The organism is Mesorhizobium silamurunense, from assembly GCF_014843825.1.
GTDB lineage: Bacteria > Pseudomonadota > Alphaproteobacteria > Rhizobiales > Rhizobiaceae > Mesorhizobium > Mesorhizobium silamurunense.
On sequence record NZ_JHQR01000341.1, the window covers coordinates 1 to 18,153 of the forward strand.

The following is an 18,153-nucleotide window of genomic DNA, read 5'->3' on the forward strand; positions in this document are numbered from 1 at the left end:
GCCCGGCCACGCCGCGCCCGCTCGACGACCGCATCGCCGGAACGCGCCGTCTGCTTGCCCGGCAGCGCATCGCCTTGGCGATCTTCGTCGTCGCGTTCCTGGCCGCCGGATTCTGGATGCCGCGATGAGCAGGCTTGCGCTCCGGACCTTCACCCTATTGCAGACGGCGACCTCGGTCGGCCTGTCGGCGCTGGCCTGGGCGGTGACCGGCGTGCGACCGATCTGGAGCGGCAGCCAGCCGTCCGACCGGCAGCGCATCTATTTCGCCAACCATACCAGTCATGGCGATTTCATCCTTTTGTCGGCATGCCTCAGCGAGAAGGAACGAGCCATCACGCATGCGGTGGCCGCCGCCGAATATTGGGGGAAGTCGCGGCTGCGCCGCTTCATTGCCGAGGACATGCTGTCCTCCGTGCTGATCAGCCGGCAATGGACCAGCCCGGAAGAGAACCCGATCTCCGTCATGCTCTCTGTCCTCGACCAGGGCCACTCGCTGATCATCTTCCCGGAAGGCACTCGCAACATGAGCGACGAGCTGCTGCCCTTCCGCTCCGGTCTCTACAATCTGTCGATGGCGCGGCCGGATGTCGAATTGATCCCGTGCTGGATCGAGAACATGTCGCGCGTGCTGCCCAAGGGCCAGTTCCTGCCGGTGCCGCTGCTCTGCCGCGTCGTCTTCGGCGCGCCGGTGGCGGTCGCGCCAGGCGAGGAACGCCGTGCCTTCCTGGAGCGAGCCCGCGCGGCACTTCTGGCGCTGAACCCGCGCCCTGATCGAGACAATTGATGCGCCACGAAATCAGTATTTTGATCATCGGCCTTTTCGTGGTGCTGAGCACCGCCAGCGTCACCGCCGGCATCCTTTCGATGCGCGCGCCAAAGCCGCTGAGCGCGACGCTGGTCAACCTCACGCAGCGCATCAACGCTTGGTGGGTGATGGTGGCGCTGATGACGGTCGCCTTCTTCTTCGGCCGCTACGGCATGACCATCCTGTTCGCGCTGATCTCGTTCGCGGCGCTGCGCGAGTTCGTGACGCTGACGCACAGCCGTCGCAGCGACCACTGGGTGCTGCTCGGCATGTTCGGCATCGTCATTCCGTTCCAGTACTGGCTGGTGTGGACGGCCTGGTACGGCCTGTTCGTGATCTTCATCCCGGTCTACTGCTTCCTGCTGATGCCGGCGATCACGGCGCTGCATGGCGATACCGAGCGCTTCCTGGAGCGCGTGTCGGCGCAGCAATGGGCGATCATGATCTCGGTCTACTGCGTCAGCCACGTCCCTGCCCTGCTGACCCTCAACGTGCCGGGTTTCGAGGGCCGCAACCTCTTGCTCGTCGCCTTTCTGATCATTGTCGTGCAGGGCAGCGACGTGCTGCAGTACATCTTCGGCAAGCTGTTCGGAAAACACCGCTTTTCGCCAAACGTCTCGCCGTCGAAGACTTGGGAAGGGCTGATCGGCGGCCTCGTCGCGTCGAGCCTGCTCGGCGCGTTGCTCTCCTTCATCACGCCGTTCTCGCCGCTGCAGGCGTCAGTGGTCGCCTTCGTCGCCTGCACCATGGGCTTCCTCGGCGGGCTCGTCGCCTCGGCGATCAAGCGCGACCAAGGCGTCAAGGATTGGGGCCACCTGATCGAGGGCCATGGCGGCATGCTCGACCGCACCGACAGCCTGGTCTTCGCCGCGCCGATCTTCTTCCACATCGTGCGCTACTTCTGGACGGTTTGAGCGTCACCGGCGGCACGTGCCGGCGCCGTCTCACCCAAACATCGGAAAATTTTCAGAAACCGTTCGGGATTTCCCGGGCCTGAAACGCCAAGAAGATGGGGCTGGCGAAAGACAGGCCGCAAGCGCCCGATCCCTCTCCAGCCGACACGTTTTCCCGGTCGCATTCTCCCAGTGCGGCCGCAACCTTGAGCATGGAGACAACATGATTGCCGCACTCTTCCACAACAGGCCGCTGAGGCGCCGCCTTGTCGCCGGCTCGATCGCCGTTCTTGCCTGCGGTGCAGCGGTGGTCTGGCACGGCGCAAGAAGCAAGGCCTCGAACGCCAAGCCGGCGGCGCCGGAGACGAAGCTCGTCAAGGCGATAGCGGTCGCCCCGATGCTCGGCGCGGACACCCGCACCGCCGTCGGCGAGATACGCCCGAGGCTCGAAAGCGATCTCGGCTTCCGCGTATCCGGCAAGCTCATCGAACGTGTCGCCGAGATCGGCGCGACGGTGAAGAAGGGCGAAGTGCTCGCCCGCATCGACGATCAGGACTATCGCAATCGGCTCGCCAGCGCCGAGGCCGACGTCGCGGCGGCGCAGGCCGTTCTCGTCGAGGCAAGCGCCGCCGAAGCCCGCATCGGCGCGCTGCTCGCCAAGGGTTTCACCACCCGCGCCAATTATGACGCGACACTGAAGAACCTGCGCTCGGCGCAAGCCAAGCTCAAATCGGCGACCATCGGCTTCGAGATGGCCAAGGACCAGCTCGGCTATACCGAGCTGCATGCGGAATTCGACGGCATCGTCACCGCGACCGGCGCCGAAGCCGGCCAGTCCGTCAATGTCGGGCAGATGGTGGTGCGCGTCGCCGATCCGAACAGCCGCGACGCGGTGTTTTCGATCGCGGAAGCCGCCTTCGCCAACGCGCCCGACACCAAGCGGCTGCCGCAGGTAACCGTCTCGCTGCTTAGCAATCCGGCGATCACCGCCGTCGGCACCATCCGCGAGATCGCGCCGATGGCCGATGCCGCGACCCGCACCTTCCAGGTGAAGGTCTCGATCGAGAATGCGCCCGACGAGATGCGCTTCGGCGCCAGCGTTTCCGGCCGCGCCGAGATGGGTGGCGCGCCGGTCATGGTGCTGCCGGGCAGCGCGCTGTTCGACAAGGACGGCAAGCCGGCCGTGTGGGTCGTGTCCGCCGCGTCGGCGGTGGAACTGAAGCCCGTCACGGTTGCCCGCTACGAGACCGACCGCGTCGTCGTCAGCGAAGGCCTCGCCAAGGGCGATCTGGTCGTCATTGCCGGCGTAAACCGGCTGCGGGAATACGAAAAAGTTCGTATCGTTGAGGGAGAAGGAAAATGACCATGTCCAGAACAAAGGTCCTCATTGCCGGCGCCGGTCCGACCGGTCTGACGCTCGCTCTCTGGCTGACCAGGCTCGGCGTGCCGGTGCGCATCTTCGATAAGGCCACCGGCCCGGGCGAAACCTCGCGGGCGCTTGCCGTCCAGGCGCGCACGCTGGAATTCCACCGTCAGATCGGCATCGTCGAGGACATCCTTGCCGAGGGCATCCGGCTCGAGCGTCTCACGGTGCACACGCCGGCGGGCATCGCTGCCAGGCTGCCGCTTTCCGATTTCGGCCGCGGCATCAGCCCCTACTCCTTCGCCTTCGCGCTGCCGCAGGATATCCATGAGCGCGTGCTGATCACGCATCTGGAGCGCGCCGGCGTCGTGGTCGAGCGCAATACGGAGCTCGTCGCTTTCCAGGACAAGGGCGAGGCGGTCATCGCCACGCTGAGCAGGAATGGCCGGACCGAGACCGTCAGCGCCGCCTATCTCGCAGGCTGTGACGGCGCCCGCAGCGCGGTGCGCCACGGGCTGAACATCGGCTTCCCGGGCGGCACTTACGAACAGTCCTTCTACGTCGCTGACGTGAAAGGCAGCGGCGACATCACGCGCAACGGCATGGACACGACGATCAGCACCTACGGCTTCGCCATCGTCATGCCGGTCCGGCAATCCGGTTCGGTCCGGCTGATCGGCATCGTGCCAAAGGCGCATGAGGCCGACGAGACGATCAGCTTCGAGGCGATCCGCGCCGATGTCGAGCGCGACACCGGCGTCAAGGTCCACGAGGTCAACTGGTTCTCGACCTACCGCGTCCACCACCGCGTCGCCGAGCGCTTCCGCGTCGGCCGCGTCTTCCTCGCAGGCGACGCCGGCCACATCCACAGCCCGGCCGGCGGCCAGGGCATGAACACCGGTATGGGCGATGCGGTTAACCTCGCCTGGAAGCTCGCGGCAGTCGTGCAGGGTCGGGCCGATCCGCGCCTGCTCGACAGCTACGAGCCGGAACGCATCGCCTTCGCCCGCAAGCTGATCGAAAGCACCGACCAGGCGTTCCGCATCGCCACCAGCCGCTCGCGGCTCGTCGGCCTGTTCCGGCGCTACCTGATGCCGAAGATCCTGAACATCGCGCTGCACACCTCGGTCGGCTCGCGCGCCTTCTTCGGCGTGATCTCGCAGGCGGCGATCCAGTATCGCGCCGGGCCGATCAGCTCGGGCATGGCGGGCAAGGTCAGCGGCGGCGACCGCCTGCCCTATGTCGTCGGCAATATTCCCGGCGCCGGGGGCGACAATTTCGAGCCGCTGCGATCGCTCGACTGGCAGGTTCATGTCTATGGCGAGGCCAGTTGCGACTTCCGGGCGATGCTCGCGCCGAGCGGCATTCCGATCCACGCCTTCGCCTGGACGAATGCAGCCGGGAAAGCCGGCCTGCAGCGCGACGCAGCCTATCTGGTGAGGCCCGACGGCCATGTCGCGTTCGCCTCGCCGGTCCAGGAAGCGGCCCCCTTCCAGCGCTACCTCGCCGGTCTCGCCATCAGGCCGAGGCTTGCAGAGCGCGCGCCCTACCGGGTCCCGGGCACCATGCACAGCCTGGCCTGACTTTCCGGCGCCCGCCACGCGGCGGGCGCCAACCGAACCCCGACCGTCATTTGTTTCGCCTGCCGGCAGCCGCCGGCGGAACGCGCCTTTGCGCGCTGAGAGGGATTTGCATCATGACCAGCTTCAATCTTTCCGAATGGGCGCTGCGCCACCGCAGCTTCATCGTCTATCTGATGATCGCGGCCGCACTTGCCGGCCTTTACGCCTATCGCGGCCTCGGTCGCGAGGAGGACCCGCCCTTCACCATCAAGACCATGGTGGTGAAGACGATGTGGCCGGGCGCCAGCACCAGCGACACCGTCGAGCAGATCACCGACCGCATCGAGAAGAAGCTCGAGGAGCTGCCCGACCTCGACTACGTCAAGAGCTACACCAAGCCGGGCGAATCCGTCGTTTTCGTCAACCTCAAGGACACGGTGGCCGGCGACCAGGTGCAGCCGCTCTGGTACCAGGTGCGCAAGAAGCTCAACGACATCAAGCCGACGCTGCCGTCAGGCGTGCAGGGCCCGTTCTTCAATGACGAGTTCGGCGACACCTATTCGCTGATCTACGCGCTCACCTCCGACAGCCTCAGCCATCGCGAGCTGAAGGACCTGGCGACAAGCCGGCGCGCCGGGCTGCTCACCGTGAAAGATGTCGCCAAGGTCGACCTGATCGGCCAGCAGGACGAGAAGATCTATCTCGAATTTTCGACGCAGAAGGTGGCGGCGCTCGGCCTCGACGTCGGCACGCTGTCGCAGGCGCTGCAGGCGCAGAACGCGCTGACGCCGAGCGGCACGGTCGACGCCGGCCCCGAGCGCATCGCCATCCGCGTCTCCGGCAGCTTCACCTCCGAAGAGAGCCTGAAGGCGATCAACTTCTACGCCAACGGCCATTACTTCCGGCTGGGCGACGTCGCCGAGGTCAAGCGCGCCTATTCCGACCCGCCGCAGCCGATGTTCCGCTTCAACGGCAAATCCGCCGTCGGCATCGCCATCTCGATGACCGCGGGCGGCGACGCCCTGGCGCTGGGCGAGAACGTCAAGGAGAAGATGCACGAGATGGAGGCCGAGTTGCCGCTCGGCGCCGAGCTCGGCATGGTCGCCGACCAGTCGCACGTCGTGGAAGAGTCCGTCGGCGAGTTCACCAAGAGTCTCGGCGAGGCGATCGCGATCGTGCTCGCGGTCTCGCTGCTCGCTCTCGGCTGGCGACCCGGCGTCGTGGTGGCGGTCGCCATCCCGCTGGTGCTGGCGATCACCTTCGTCACCATGGAGTATTTCGGCATCTCGCTGCAGCGCATCTCGCTCGGCGCGCTGATCATCGCCCTTGGTTTGCTGGTCGACGATGCGATGATCGCGGTCGAGATGATGATCGCGCGCATGGAGGAAGGCCACGACAAGATCTCTGCCGCTACCTATGCCTACACCTCGACCGCCTTCCCGATGCTCACCGGCACGGTGGTGACGATCGCCGGCTTCGTGCCGGTCGGCTTCGCCAAGAGCGGCGCCGGCGAATATTGCTTCTCGCTGTTCGCGGTCGTGGCAATAGCGCTGGTCGTCTCCTGGGTGGTCGCGGTGCTGTTCACGCCGCTCACCGGCGTCTTCCTTCTGCCCGATCGCATCAAGGGCCATGACGGCCATCAGCCGTCGCGCATTGCGCGTGGCTTCCAGGCGCTGCTGGAGGTGGCGATGCGGGCGAAGTGGCTGGTGCTGTCGGCGACGGCCGGGCTGTTCGCACTCTCGGTCGTGGCGATGGGCTTTGTCGGCCAGGAGTTCTTCCCGAAGTCCGACCGGCCGGAGGTCATGCTCGACCTCACGCTGCCGCGCACCGCCTCGATCAAGTCGACGGATGCCGTGGTCGAGCGCGTCGAGAAGCTGCTTGCCGCCGATCCCGACATCGATCACTGGAGCTTCTATGTCGGCCAGGGCGCGGTGCGCTTCTACCTGCCGCTCGACGCGCAGCTCGCCAACGACTTTTTCGCCCAGGCCGTGGTGGTGACCAAGGGCCACGCCGTGCGCCAGGCCGTCATCGACCGGCTGGAGAAGGAGCTGTCGACCGGCTTCGACGACGTCATGGCCCGCGTCACGCCACTGGAGCTCGGCCCGCCGGTCGGCTGGCCGCTGAAGTTCCGCGTCAGCGGTCCGGATCCGGACAAGACGCGCAGCCTGGCACAGCAGTTCGCGCAGGTGCTGGGCAGCGATGCTTCCGTGCGCAACATCAACTACGACTGGAACGAGCCGGCCAAGGTGATCAAGGTCGATGTCGACCAGGACCGGGCGCGCGCTCTGGGCATCTCCTCGCAGCAGCTCTCGGAGACGATCAACGCGGTGCTATCCGGCTCGAAGATCACGCAGATGCGCGACGACACCTACCTGATCGACATCGTCGCCCGGGCGGTGGATAGCGAACGCGCCAGCATCGACACGCTGCGCGGCCTGACGATCAGCGCTTCCGGCGGACGGCGCGTGCCGCTGGAACAGGTGGCGAAGCTCAGCTACCAGACCGAGCCGCCGCTGATCTGGCGCCGCGGCCGGCTTCCGACCGTGACCGTGCAGGCGGAAGTCGCGCCAGGCGAGAATGCCACGACCGTGTCGCGGCGGCTGGAGAACGCGATCTCCGCCTTCAAGGCGGAGCTGCCGGCGCGCTACAGCGTCGAGCAGGGCGGCGTCATCGAGGACAGCGCCAAGGCGCAGGCCAGCATCTTCGTGGTCTTCCCGCTGATGCTATTCATCATGGCCACCGTTCTGATGATCCAGCTGATGAGCTTCCAGCGCCTGGTGCTGGTGCTGCTTACTGCGCCGCTGGCTCTGATCGGCGTCGCCGGCGCGCTGCTTCTCTCGGGTGCACCCATTGGCTTCGTCGCGATCCTCGGCGTGATGTCGCTGATCGGCATGGTGATCCGCAACTCGGTGATCCTGCTCGCGCAGATCGACCAGCACATCGCTGCCGGCGAGGAGCCGTGGGCCGCAGTGATCAGCGCCACCACGCATCGGTTGCGGCCGATCCTGCTCACGGCGGCGGCCGCCATCCTCGGCATGATCCCGATCGCGCCGACGGTGTTCTGGGGGCCAATGGCCTATGCGGTGATGGGCGGCCTGATGGTTGCGACCGTGCTGACGCTGGTGTTCCTGCCGACGCTCTACGTCGCTTGGTTCCGCATCAAGGCGCCGGCCGAGACCGACCCGGCGGCTGAGCCGATCACCGCCACCACTGAAACTCAGCCCCTGGCCGCCTGAGCGGCAGGCACTGCAAGCCACGGCGGGATGCCGCCGTGGCCGCATCTCACCAGCAAAGGAACGACCATGACTCCCTTCTTTGGAAATCTCCTCGTTCGCGTCAATGCCGGCTTCCTGATCCTTGCCTCGGCCGGCGGGCTCGCCACCGACATTGCCGGCTCGTTCTTCGGGCGCGGCGCGGAGGCCGTTCTGCTTGGCGATGCGCCCGGTGCCGGCATCGGGTTCATCGAGGCGCACGGGCTCGCCCTGATCATCGGCGTGACGCTCTGGCGTATCGCCTATTCCCGCAACTGGAATGCCGTCCTGGCTACCGTGCATGCGCTGCTCGGAACGGCAAATCTTCTGTTCTGGCAGTTCTTCATCGCCGCCGACGTGCTCGTCGTCGGCTACGTCACAACCGCGGCGCACTTTCTGTTCGTGGTTGCTCACCTGGCGGCAATGGCGGGTTCGATCCGTCTTGCCGCCTCATCCTCCCACTAGACCTTCGATCAACATCAGGACAAACGAAAATGCCTTCGAAATCCGTGAAGAAATTCCGTTCCGCGGCGGCCCTTTTCGCGCTCGCTCTAACCGTTGTCGAGATCGTCGGCACCGCCGTCCCGGCCCTCTCGCTGGTCGGCACCGCCGAGGCCCGCATCGGCGCGCCTTGGACGCCGCGCAGCGCAGCCGGCGTCGCCCGCCGCACCGCGACATGGAGGGTGCTGAGGCACACCACCGTCTGGGTCGCCACGCTGCCGGCGGGCTGTGTCCGCACCAAGGTCAACGGGTTCGACGTCTGGCGCTGCGGCGGCACCTATTACCGGCTCTATCAGGGTCGCTATATCGTGGTCGTCGTCGATTGAGGTGCCTCCGGCACAACCTCGCCGAGGGCAAGTCTGACGCCTTCGGCGAGATGCTCGGCATCGGCGCGGTTTTCGAACGGCACGCCGCGCAGCGCATAGTCGAGCGGCGAGAAGGGATCGCCCCCCTCGATGAGAGCGATCTGCCGCCGCGCCTTCTCCATCTCGCCCATCTGGGCATAGCAGGCGGCCAGCCGCGTGCGGATCCAGGGCGCCGGGCGCGTCGCGAGTTCCAGCGCCTCCGCCGCCTGGCGGTACTCGCCCATCATGTAGAGCGCCAGCGCGCGGTCGAACTGATACCAGTGCGGATGCAAGGGATCGATGCGGATGCCTCTAGCCAGCCAGGTCAACGCTTCGAGCGGCCGACCGCGCATGGTGAGCAGCATGCCCATCTGCTCGATGCTGTCGGCATCGTACGGGTTGAGCTGCAGCGCAATGCGCATGTGGTGTTCGGCCGCTTCATGGTCGCGCATATAAAGGCGGATCAGCGATTGCACCCGATGACCGGTCGGCTGATCCGGCGACAGCGCCAGGCCCTTGTCGGCAAGGTCGCGCGCGTTTTCGAGCACCGCGTCGCTGGCGCGTCCAAACTCCCCGTCCAGCGAGCGCGCCAGGGCGAGATAGGAGTACGCCAGGCCGTAATTCGGATCCTTGGCGATCGCCGCCTCGAACAAGGCCTCGGCGCCGCGCTGGTCGGTCTGGGCCGGATCGCGCAGCAATGCAAAGCCGCGCAGCAGAAGCTCGTAGGCAGCAAGGCTGGTCACCGGCTTGCGCGAGGCATGCTCCAGCCCGGCATTGGCGACCCGCGTGACCAGCCGGCTGACGATCTGCTCGACGATCTCGCGCTCGATCGCGAACAGGCCGGCGCCTTGCGACTGATAGCGGTCGCCCCAGAGCTGGCTGGCAGTGGCGATGTCGACGAGGCTGACGGTCACCACGACATGCTCGCCCTGGCGGCGCAGCGAGCCTTCGACCAGGTAGTCGGCGCCGATGCGGGCGCGGATCTGCGGCCACTCGGCGCGGCCGAAGGAGGAGAAGGAAAAGCTGGAATTCCGCGCCAGCACCGTGACCGTGCCGAAGCGCGCCACGCCGTTGATGAGGTCCTCGGCGAAGCCGTCGACCATCGCCTCGTCGGCCGGATCGCCGCTCTCATTGCGGAAACGCACCACCGCCACGATCGGCTGGCTGCTGATCTCGGGCGCGGCCTCCGCTTCCGCGGCCAGCATATAGCCGCGCTTGGAGACGGTGCGCACCATGTCGTCGCCCAGCACCTTGCGGATCTCGCGCACCGACTGGGTGAGCGAATCCTCGGTGACATAGACGCCGGGCCAGACGACATCCATCAGTTCCGACTTCGGCACGACGCGGCCCATGTTGCGGGCGAGATGCGAAAGCAGTGCATAGGCTTTCGGTCGCAGGAACAGCGGCTCGTTGACGCCGCGCAGCGTGCCCATGGCCAGGTCGAGCGTGAACCCGCCAAACCGGAACACCTGATCGGCCGTCGCCGTCGTCATCGGGACATACCCCTTCCCGCCTATCGCGCAGAATGCCAAGTCGCTCCACTCGAACCGGCATGCGCGCTGCCATTATTGCTCACCGCGCAATTTCGATCAAACTCGCAGTCGGCGCGGCGGCTAGTGTCGCCACGCCGAATGCGAGGAGCCATGAACCCGACCGAGAAGGCGCTGTGGTTTGTCGAAAGCCATCTGCCGGATGCGATTTCTCTCGACGATGTCGCGGCGAGCAGCGGTGTGTCGCGCTTCCACGTGACGCGCGCCTTCGGCGCGGCCACGGGACGGTCGGTCATGGGCTATATGCGGGCGCGCAGGCTCAGCGAAGCGGCGCGCAAGCTTGCCGGCGGCGCGAGCGATATCCTGGCGGTTGCGCTCGATGCCGGCTACGGCTCGCATGAGGCTTTCACGCGAGCCTTCCGCGACCAGTTCGGCACCACGCCGGAACTGGTGCGCGCTGGAGGCTCGACCCAAAACCTAGACCTCGTGGAGCCCATCCTCATGGACAGCTCGCTTCTCACCACGCTCGAGCCGCCGCGCTTCGAGACCAGCCAGCCGTTCCTCATCGCCGGGCTCGGCGAGCGCTACAGTTGCGAATTAAGCGCCGGCATCCCTATGCAATGGCAGCGCTTCGGCCCGTATTTCGGCAACATCCCCGGCCAGATCGACGACGTCGCGTACGGCGTCTGCGTCAACGGCGACGATACCGGCAATTTCGACTACGTCGCCGGCGTAGAGGTCGCCGATTTCTCGGAGCTGCCCAAGGAGTTTTTCCGGGTGCGCGTGCCGGCGCAGAAATATGCAGTGTTTGCGCACCGCGACCACATCTCGACCATCCGCCGGACGGTCAACACGATCTGGAACAAATGGCTGCCGGCCTCCGGCTATGAGATCGCCGACGCGCCGGAATTCGAGCGCTACGGACCGGAGTTCGATCCGCGCAGCGGCAATGGCGGTCTGGAGATCTGGGTGCCGATCAAAACCTGACTCGGCCTGCCGGATTCGGGTCAGGCCGAGTCGAAAATGGCGGATTCCGAGAACCGGAGCGGAGCGTACTGAAGTACGTGAGCACCGGAAGCGCAGGAAGCCGCCATTTGCAGGCCGGCCCCACCCGAATCTAAAGCTCCAAATTCCACGTCTGGCCGACAAGATCCTTGCCGAAGGAATGGTGGCGCTCCTCCTCGACAAGCTTGAAGCCTGCCGCCTGGTAGATGCGGCGGGCCGAGCCCAGTATATCGTTGGTCCACAGCGTCAGCGTCCTGTAGTCCTTGGCGCGCGCGAAGGCGATGCATTCGTCGACCAGCCGCCGGCCGATGCCGAGGCCACGCGCCGACGGCTCGACATAGAGCAGCCTGAGCTTCGCCACCTTGGGCGACTTGCGCACGACAAAGACCGAGCCGACCACCTCGCCTTCCCGTTCCGCGACCCAGCTTCGCTCCCATTGCGAGACAAAGTTCTTGACGAATTCGCCAAGGATCTCGGCAACCAGCGCCTCGTAAGTTTCGTCCCAGCCATATTCCAGCGCGTAGAGCAGGCCCTGACGATGCGTGATCCAGCCGATGTCGCCGACCTGCAGCGGCCGCAGGACATAGGGCACCTTGGGTTCAGGTTTGTCGCCGAGCAGGTCCTGCACCGTGCGCATCGCCTTGACCAGCCGTTCCTGGTCGGCCGGCGCCAGACGATCGAGCAGCGCGCGCACTTGGTTATGCGAATCCTGGTTGAGCGGCGCGAAAGCCTCCCTGCCCGCCGGCGTGAGCGCAATCGAGGAACGCCGCGCATCGGCCTCCGAAGCGGCACGCTCGACCAGACCGCGCTCCTCGAATTTTTTCAACAGCCGGCTGACATAGCCGGGGTCGAGTCCGAGGTCGCGGACGAGGTCGCTGGCGACGAGCCCGTCGCGATGGGCAAGCTCGTAAAGCACCCGCGCCTCGGTCAGCGAAAAGGTGCTTTTCAGCCAGCCTTCGTCGAGCACGCCGATCTGGCGGGTGTAGAAGCGGTTGAAGGCGCGCACCGCATCGATGCGCTCTTTGCCGGGGTGGTCGTGGATGGTCATGGGAGTTCCTCCTGTCCCCAGACAGGATCAACCATTTAGTTGACTGAGTCAATAAATCGGTCGGAGTGGGGTAGTACACAACTTCGTCGTTCTAGGGCGGAGCAAGGAGCGAAGCGACGCGCGCAGACCCTAGAATCCATACCGTGACCTATAAGCGCAGCGCAGCAACGGTGCAGACCTTGGCAGCGAAACGCGGGCATAGGATACCTTCTTCTGCACCCGTATCGTTCTTCGGCGGACGTAATGGCATGGATTCTAGGGTCTTCGCTCCGCTTCGCGTCGCTGCCCTAGAATGACGACATCGCGGATGCAGGCGCCAATGGCGAGCGCCGATACGACGCCCTCACCCCATCGGCAGCGCCGGCCAGGACTCGACGATGCGCCCGCCGGAAAACACCGCGAGCGAGCCGAAATGCTGCAGCACAGCCTCGCTCTGTTTCGGCCGCAGGAAGGCGTAGTCTCCAGGCTTCACATTCGCTCCCGCCGGCAAACCCATGAACTGCTGGTTGGACGACAGGCCGATCAGCCCGTTCGGCTTCATGCCTTCGGGGAACACCGGCACTGCCATCCACTTGCCGCCATAGAGATAGCAGCCCTTGCGCGGGAACAGGCCAAGCGCCTGCAGCGCTTTGGAAACCGCCGCCGCGCCGGGCAGCACCGGATCGAGCGCCTTCAGGATCGGCGTCGCGATGAAGGCCGCCGGCTGGAAGCCGTCGAGACCCGGCGTGTCGAAGTCGCTCGGCAGCACGAAGGCCGAGCCGATCGACACTTCGTTGGCCACACCTGCGCCATGCAGCAGCGCCGTCTTCGAGCCACCGATGTTGAGGACGCGGCGCTGGTCCGGACCGAGGGCAGCGGCGAATTCCACAGCCCTGGCCGAGGCCTTCTTCAGCGCTTTTTCCGACCCGCCGAACAGGCCGGGAATCTCCGGCGCATGCGCCTCATAGGCCATGATGCCTTCGCAGCGCAGGCCCCTGGGGACTGTCAGCGTCGTGATCTCGGCGGGATTGGCGAAACCGCCGCGATGCAGGCCGACATCGACCTCGAAGGCGAAGCGCAACTCTGTACTGAGTTCGGCGGCGAGAGCGCCATATTCCGAGAGCCGCTCCGGCGTGTCGATCAGCCAGCAGACGCGGGACCACCAGCCGTTGCCGCCACGCATAAGCGCGGCCCTGGCAGCACCCAGCGGCATCGGCTTGCCGTAGAGCAGGTCGCCTTCAGGGAAGGCGTCGAGCACGGCCTGCGTTACCGGCGGATGGAAGGTCATGAAGCGGCTGGTGTTGAGCGCTCCCGCGATATGCGAAAGCAGCGGCAGGCAAGGCAGCGACTTGTCGACCAGTCGCACGGCAAAGCCCGGCGCCAGCCTTTCCTTCACCAGCGCGATATTACCATCCAGCCGGTCACGGTCGAGCACCAGGCAGGGCTGAAAGATCTCCGCCGCCTTCAGCGCCTTCGACAACTCGGCGAAATAGGCGCTCATTGTTGGATGCCAAAAGAACCGGGCTCGATGCCGAACAGGCCGGCCATGTAAGGCGACACGAAGCGGTTTTCGGGATCGATGTCGCGGCGCACCGCCATCGCGTCATCCCAGCGCGGATAAAGTTTCTTGAAGTCCGCCGCCTTGAGGTTGTGCATTTTTCCCCAATGCGGCCGCCCGCCATATCTGCGGAAAATGGGTTCGGCGGCGCGCATGAAGGGCAGCGGGTCGTTCGCCGCATCGTGGTGGATGGCGATCGAGCAGGTCAGCCTTTTGTGGAAGGGCGAGAGCCAGAATTCGTCCGGCGCCACCGAACGCACCTCCATCGGGAAATAGACTTCCGGAAAGTGTTTTTCGGTCAGCGCGATGATCTCGGCCAACGCCTTCGGGCCTTCCTCGTAAGGCAGGTGGTACTCCATCTCGTTGAACCTGGTGCGGCGGTCGCTGGCATAGACGTTGAGCCAGTCCTGCACATAGTCCTCGGACGGCACCTTTTTCACGGCGCCTTTGATCAGCGCGCGGCGCAGCGACGGCAGCCAGCGCAGCGCGGTGCGCAGCTTGCGCAACGTCGCAAGCCCCTCCTCGTCATCCTCGGTAGGCCGCGGTGTCGGCTGCGCGTCGCTCAGGTCGCTGGCGATGAACTGCGCATAGCCGGAAAACGGGATGTAGTAAAATTCGGCCGAACGGTGCCCGCCCATCATCGTCTCGAAGTCGCGCAGCATGTCTGCGATCGGCAGCGCCCACTTGCGGCGCCGCAGCCGGTAGGTCGCGATATTGTTCATCGTCACTTCGGTCAACACGCCGAAGGCGCCCAGCGCGACGCCGGTGGCGTGGATCATATCCTGGTCGCCCGCCCGGCTGAACTCGCGCAGCTTGCCCTGCCCGTCGACGAGTTGCACCGTCTCGAGCTGCGTGTGGTAAGCGCCGAGTGTCGGACCGGAACCGTGCGTGGCGGTGCCCAGCGCGCCGCCGATCGCCTGGCGGTCGATGTCGCCCATATTGGGCAGGCCCTGGCCGATGCCTTGCAGGATGTGCATCAGGGCGCCGAGCCGCGTGCCTGCCCTCACCCTTGCTCGATTGGTTGCGGCGTCGTGCGAGACCAGCCCCTCGATCTTCTCCAGCGAGACGATGGTGCCGTCCGATTGCACCAACGGCGTGAAGGAGTGGCCGGCGCCGGCGACGCGCAACGGGCCGGGCGCCGAGCGCACCAGATCGGCAAGCTCACCCGCATCGGCGGGTGTGGCGATCAGCTTGGGGGTCGCCTGCACGAAGCCCGACCAGTTGCTCCAGGCGTTTGCCATCGTCACCTCCCGCTCAGGCTGGATCGCGGCGCCGCCCGACCAGCACGAAGACGCCGAGCAGCGCCACGCTGGCGAGCGCGCTTCCCGCGGCGAATTCCGGCACCGGACGAAAGTTTTCGCCGTCGATCAGCAGCGACGCGGCGATCGGGCCGATGGCGAGGCCGAAGAGCTGCGCGGCCGGTACCAACAGCACTGCCGTTCGCGTCTCGTCGGCGGTGATTGCCATGCGGATCTGATAAGGCACGATGAACAGCAGGATGAAGCCCATCACCAGCGTCACCGCCCAGAAGACGGAAAGGCCTGGTCCCGAGGCGAGCAGCGCGGAGCTTAGCGCTGCGACCGCGCCTATGACGGTAATGGCAAGACGGTAATCGATGCGCGCCTCGAACGCGGTCGCGGTCATGGCACCCATCACCTGCGCGGCGAGGCTTGCCGAAACCATCAGGCCGACGGTGCGGCCGTCGATTCCGAACTCAGCGCCGAGCGGCTCCAGAAAGGCCCAGACGGCGCCGAAGAACATGAAATAGCAGAAGACCGACAGCAGCGCGGTGATCGCCGGCACGGTGAGCACATTGGCAAAATGCTCTTACTTCGGGAGATCGGCATAGTCGTCCGGCACGATCCTGGCGACGACCAGCGAGATGAGGCAGACAATGCCTAGCACGACGAAGCCGCCGGACGAGCCGGCCGCAGGCACGGCATAGAGGGCAAGCAGAAGCGCCAGCGCGCATTGCGCCAACGTCTGCAGCGTGACGAAATAGCCGCCGACCCGTTCGGCCCGACGCGAGCGGGCGATCAGCTCGGTGGCGACGGCGACCAAGCCACCCTCGGCAAGGCCTGCGAGGGTGCGCGCGGCAATCAATGAGTTGGGAGTGATCGCATAGGCTGTCCAGAAATTGGCGAGCGCCAACAGAACCAAGAGCACGGCGCTCTTCCGGCGCATGTTGCGCGCCGGCAAGAGCATCGCCACCACGCCCGAGCCGATCGCGATAGCGATCATCTCCGCGGTGGCGACCAGCGCCAGCTCGTCACCCGTGACATGGCCTTCGGTGTAGAGCGCACCGAGCAGCACTGGCTGCAATCCCAGGATGAGCAGACCGACGGAGCCGATCCAAAGTGCCGAGGCAAGCTGCAGGCTGGTCGGGTTGCCGACCAGCCAGTCGCCGCTATCCACATGCCCGGCATCGGTGATAGTCACGAGGCGCCCTCCCCTTGCAGCCCGATCGAAAAACTGACAAGTTGTCAGCATTTTCACGAAACTGATACTTGATCATGTTTATTGTCAACCGCGAATTCGCACTCTCCTGAGAGATTTGGCGCATGACGCAAGCAAGGCGAATGGCGACGGAACCGCGGCGCAGGCCCAAGCAGGAGCGCAGCCGCGAGCGCATCGACGCGATCCTCGCCACTACCATGCGGCTGATCGGCGAAAAAGGCATCGACGCGGTGACGATGAAGGAAGTCGGCGCGCTGGCCGGCGGACCGATCGCCACCGTCTATCACTATTTTCCTTCGAAGTCGGCGATCCTGGCGATGCTCTATGAGCGTTTTTCGGAAGAGAGCCGCGCGCGCTTCGGCGCGATCATCGCCGAGATCCGCGGACTGGAGGACGTGACGGCGGCGGCCGACCGCCTGCTTGACGACTATCATGCCCGTGTCGCAGCGGACCCGGCCATCCAGGATCTGCAGAACGCCATCCAGGCCGACAAGGCGTTGCAGCATCTCGATATCGCCGAGACGCGGCACCAGGCGAAGATGTTCTGCGACCATGTCGCGCCGATGTTGCAGTCTGAGCAGCGCGAGGCTTTTTCGAGGCTGGTGTTCCTGATCTTCCAGCTCGCCGGCGGCGTCGTGCGACTGGCGCTGACACAGGACGAGGCGGAAAGCCGCCGCACGATCGAGGACTATCGCTCGATCATCCACACGCAGTTGCGGCAGTTCCTTTGATCAGGGATCGAGCTTCGGCCCCAGAATCTCCACCAGCCAGTCGACGAACACCCTCACCCGTGGCGAGAGCTGAGGGCTCGGTGGATAAAGCACCGAGATCGGCGTCGGCGTTGGCGGATGATCGGCAAGCACCTCGACCAGCCGGCCGGCTTCAATGTCGGCGGCGAAGCGCCGGCGCGGCGCCTGGTAGAGGCCGAAACCCTGGCGCACCAGCGTGGCGGCGGTGTCGGAATTGGAGACGGTGACCCGCGACGGCAGGACGATCTCCCGCACCTTGCCGTCGACGGTGAATTCCAGCGGCATCACCTGCCCGGTGCGGGACGAGACAAAGCCGATCATCATATGCCCGGCAAGCTCGTTCAGGTCACGCGGCACGCCATGGCGATCGAGATAGGCGGGGCTGGCGAGCGTCGCCTCGCGCGCCATGCCGATGCGACGCGCGATCATGTCACTATCGGGAAGCGGCCCGGCGCGGACCACGCAATCGACGCCTTCGCGCACAAGGTCGACGAAGCGGTCGCCCTCGCCGATATGGACGCTGAGATTTGGATGGCGGGCGAGCAGCGCCGGCAGCTCCGGGATGACGAAGGTGCGGGCCATATGACCGTTGATGTCGATGCTGAGGCGTCCGCGCACTTCATGCGTGCCGAAGCCGCCCTCGGCATCCTCGATGTCGGCAATGATGCCGATGCAGCGCTGGTAGTAGGCCTCGCCGTCGAGCGTCGTCGTGACATGCCTTGTGGTGCGCCTCAGCAGCTGCACGCCGAGCCGCTCCTCCAACCGCTTGATCGAGGCGGTGGCGCTGGAGCGCGGCAGGCCGAGGTCGGCGGCGGCCGCGGTGAAGCTGCGCCGTTCCACGACGCGGGTGAAGAGCCGCATGCTGTCAAATCGATCCATGCGGGATTGTTCGCATAATCTGAATAGTATTGGCAATCCAGGCCCGATTATATTGCACAGTCAGGCGAGTATATGGATCTCCATCACGAAGAAGGAGATTTCGCCATGACCACTCGCCCCATCGCCCTGATCACCGGCGGCAGCCGCGGCCTCGGCCGCAACACCGCGCTCAACCTCGCCCGCAAGGGCGTCGACGTCATCGTCACCTATCGCTCGCGCGCCGACGAGGCTGAGGCAGCCGTCGCCGAGATCGAGACGGCGGGCGGCCG

Annotated in this window: 17 protein-coding genes; 10 read left to right on the forward strand and 7 right to left on the reverse strand. The window is 65.7% G+C overall.

What is annotated here, in order from left to right:
• The first annotated feature begins 124 nt into the window (after positions 1-124).
• The 7 genes from DH10_RS31880 (at position 125) to DH10_RS31910 (ending at position 8,701) form a co-directional block, all read left to right on the forward strand.
• Complete coding sequence (locus DH10_RS31880; RefSeq protein WP_192244235.1) at positions 125-784, forward strand: lysophospholipid acyltransferase family protein; 660 nt, start codon at positions 125-127, stop codon at positions 782-784.
• On the forward strand, positions 784-1,719 hold the full coding sequence (locus DH10_RS31885; RefSeq protein WP_192244237.1) for a phosphatidate cytidylyltransferase: 936 nt from the start codon (positions 784-786) through the stop codon (positions 1,717-1,719). Before DH10_RS31880 ends, DH10_RS31885 begins: the two co-directional genes overlap by 1 nt.
• Positions 1,720-1,921: 202 nt before the next feature.
• Positions 1,922-3,061 carry an efflux RND transporter periplasmic adaptor subunit gene (locus DH10_RS31890; RefSeq protein ID WP_192244239.1) on the forward strand — a complete coding sequence of 380 codons (1,140 nt, stop codon included), beginning with the start codon at positions 1,922-1,924 and terminating at the stop codon, positions 3,059-3,061.
• 2 nt (positions 3,062-3,063) lie between these two features.
• The gene (locus DH10_RS31895; protein ID WP_192244241.1) at positions 3,064-4,644 is read left to right on the forward strand and encodes an FAD-dependent monooxygenase; all 1,581 of its coding nucleotides are present in this window, start codon (positions 3,064-3,066) and stop codon (positions 4,642-4,644) included.
• Positions 4,645-4,757: 113 nt separating this feature from the next.
• Positions 4,758-7,859 carry an efflux RND transporter permease subunit gene (locus tag DH10_RS31900; RefSeq protein WP_210327878.1) on the forward strand — a complete coding sequence of 1,034 codons (3,102 nt, stop codon included), beginning with the start codon at positions 4,758-4,760 and terminating at the stop codon, positions 7,857-7,859.
• Between the two features lie 66 nt (positions 7,860-7,925).
• A complete protein-coding gene (locus DH10_RS31905) occupies positions 7,926-8,339 on the forward strand; it encodes a hypothetical protein (RefSeq protein WP_192385723.1) in 414 nt (137 codons plus the stop codon).
• A gap of 29 nt (positions 8,340-8,368) precedes the next feature.
• A complete protein-coding gene (locus tag DH10_RS31910; protein ID WP_192385724.1) occupies positions 8,369-8,701 on the forward strand; it encodes a hypothetical protein in 333 nt (110 codons plus the stop codon).
• On the opposite strand, the gene DH10_RS31915 is transcribed toward DH10_RS31910, so the two are convergent.
• The gene (locus DH10_RS31915) at positions 8,677-10,212 is read right to left on the reverse strand and encodes a winged helix-turn-helix domain-containing tetratricopeptide repeat protein (RefSeq protein WP_192385725.1); all 1,536 of its coding nucleotides are present in this window, start codon (positions 10,210-10,212) and stop codon (positions 8,677-8,679) included. The genes DH10_RS31910 and DH10_RS31915 overlap by 25 nt on opposite strands.
• Before the next feature lie 150 nt (positions 10,213-10,362).
• Between DH10_RS31915 and DH10_RS31920 the strand changes: the two genes are divergently transcribed.
• A complete protein-coding gene (locus tag DH10_RS31920) occupies positions 10,363-11,196 on the forward strand; it encodes an AraC family transcriptional regulator (protein ID WP_192244249.1) in 834 nt (277 codons plus the stop codon).
• A 130-nt stretch (positions 11,197-11,326) separates the two neighbouring features.
• Here DH10_RS31920 and DH10_RS31925 read toward each other — a convergent pair whose 3' ends face one another.
• From DH10_RS31925 to DH10_RS37760, 5 genes are all read right to left on the reverse strand, one after another.
• Positions 11,327-12,262, reverse strand: a complete 936-nt coding sequence (locus DH10_RS31925) for a bifunctional helix-turn-helix transcriptional regulator/GNAT family N-acetyltransferase (protein ID WP_192244251.1) — start codon at positions 12,260-12,262, stop codon at positions 11,327-11,329.
• A 343-nt stretch (positions 12,263-12,605) separates the two neighbouring features.
• Positions 12,606-13,742 carry an alanine racemase gene (locus DH10_RS31930; RefSeq protein WP_192385726.1) on the reverse strand — a complete coding sequence of 379 codons (1,137 nt, stop codon included), beginning with the start codon at positions 13,740-13,742 and terminating at the stop codon, positions 12,606-12,608.
• On the reverse strand, positions 13,739-15,040 hold the full coding sequence (locus DH10_RS31935; RefSeq protein ID WP_192247018.1) for a D-arabinono-1,4-lactone oxidase: 1,302 nt from the start codon (positions 15,038-15,040) through the stop codon (positions 13,739-13,741). Before DH10_RS31935 ends, DH10_RS31930 begins: the two co-directional genes overlap by 4 nt.
• 13 nt (positions 15,041-15,053) lie before the next feature.
• A complete protein-coding gene (locus DH10_RS37395; RefSeq protein WP_246811674.1) occupies positions 15,054-15,611 on the reverse strand; it encodes an MFS transporter in 558 nt (185 codons plus the stop codon).
• Positions 15,612-15,626: 15 nt separating this feature from the next.
• Positions 15,627-16,238 (reverse strand): MFS transporter, encoded by a 612-nt coding sequence (locus DH10_RS37760; RefSeq protein ID WP_343221653.1) that lies wholly within the window; start codon positions 16,236-16,238, stop codon positions 15,627-15,629.
• Between the two features lie 140 nt (positions 16,239-16,378).
• Between DH10_RS37760 and DH10_RS31945 the strand changes: the two genes are divergently transcribed.
• Entirely contained in the window at positions 16,379-16,987 is a 609-nt protein-coding gene (locus tag DH10_RS31945; RefSeq protein WP_246506033.1) for a TetR/AcrR family transcriptional regulator, read from the forward strand.
• On the opposite strand, the gene DH10_RS31950 is transcribed toward DH10_RS31945, so the two are convergent.
• Positions 16,988-17,884, reverse strand: coding sequence for a LysR family transcriptional regulator (locus DH10_RS31950; RefSeq protein WP_192247024.1), 897 nt, complete (start codon positions 17,882-17,884; stop codon positions 16,988-16,990).
• Between the two features lie 105 nt (positions 17,885-17,989).
• Here DH10_RS31950 and DH10_RS31955 point away from each other — a divergent pair.
• Positions 17,990-18,153, forward strand: a 164-nt coding sequence (locus tag DH10_RS31955) for an SDR family NAD(P)-dependent oxidoreductase (protein ID WP_192385727.1), incomplete at its 3' end; no start/stop codon positions are given.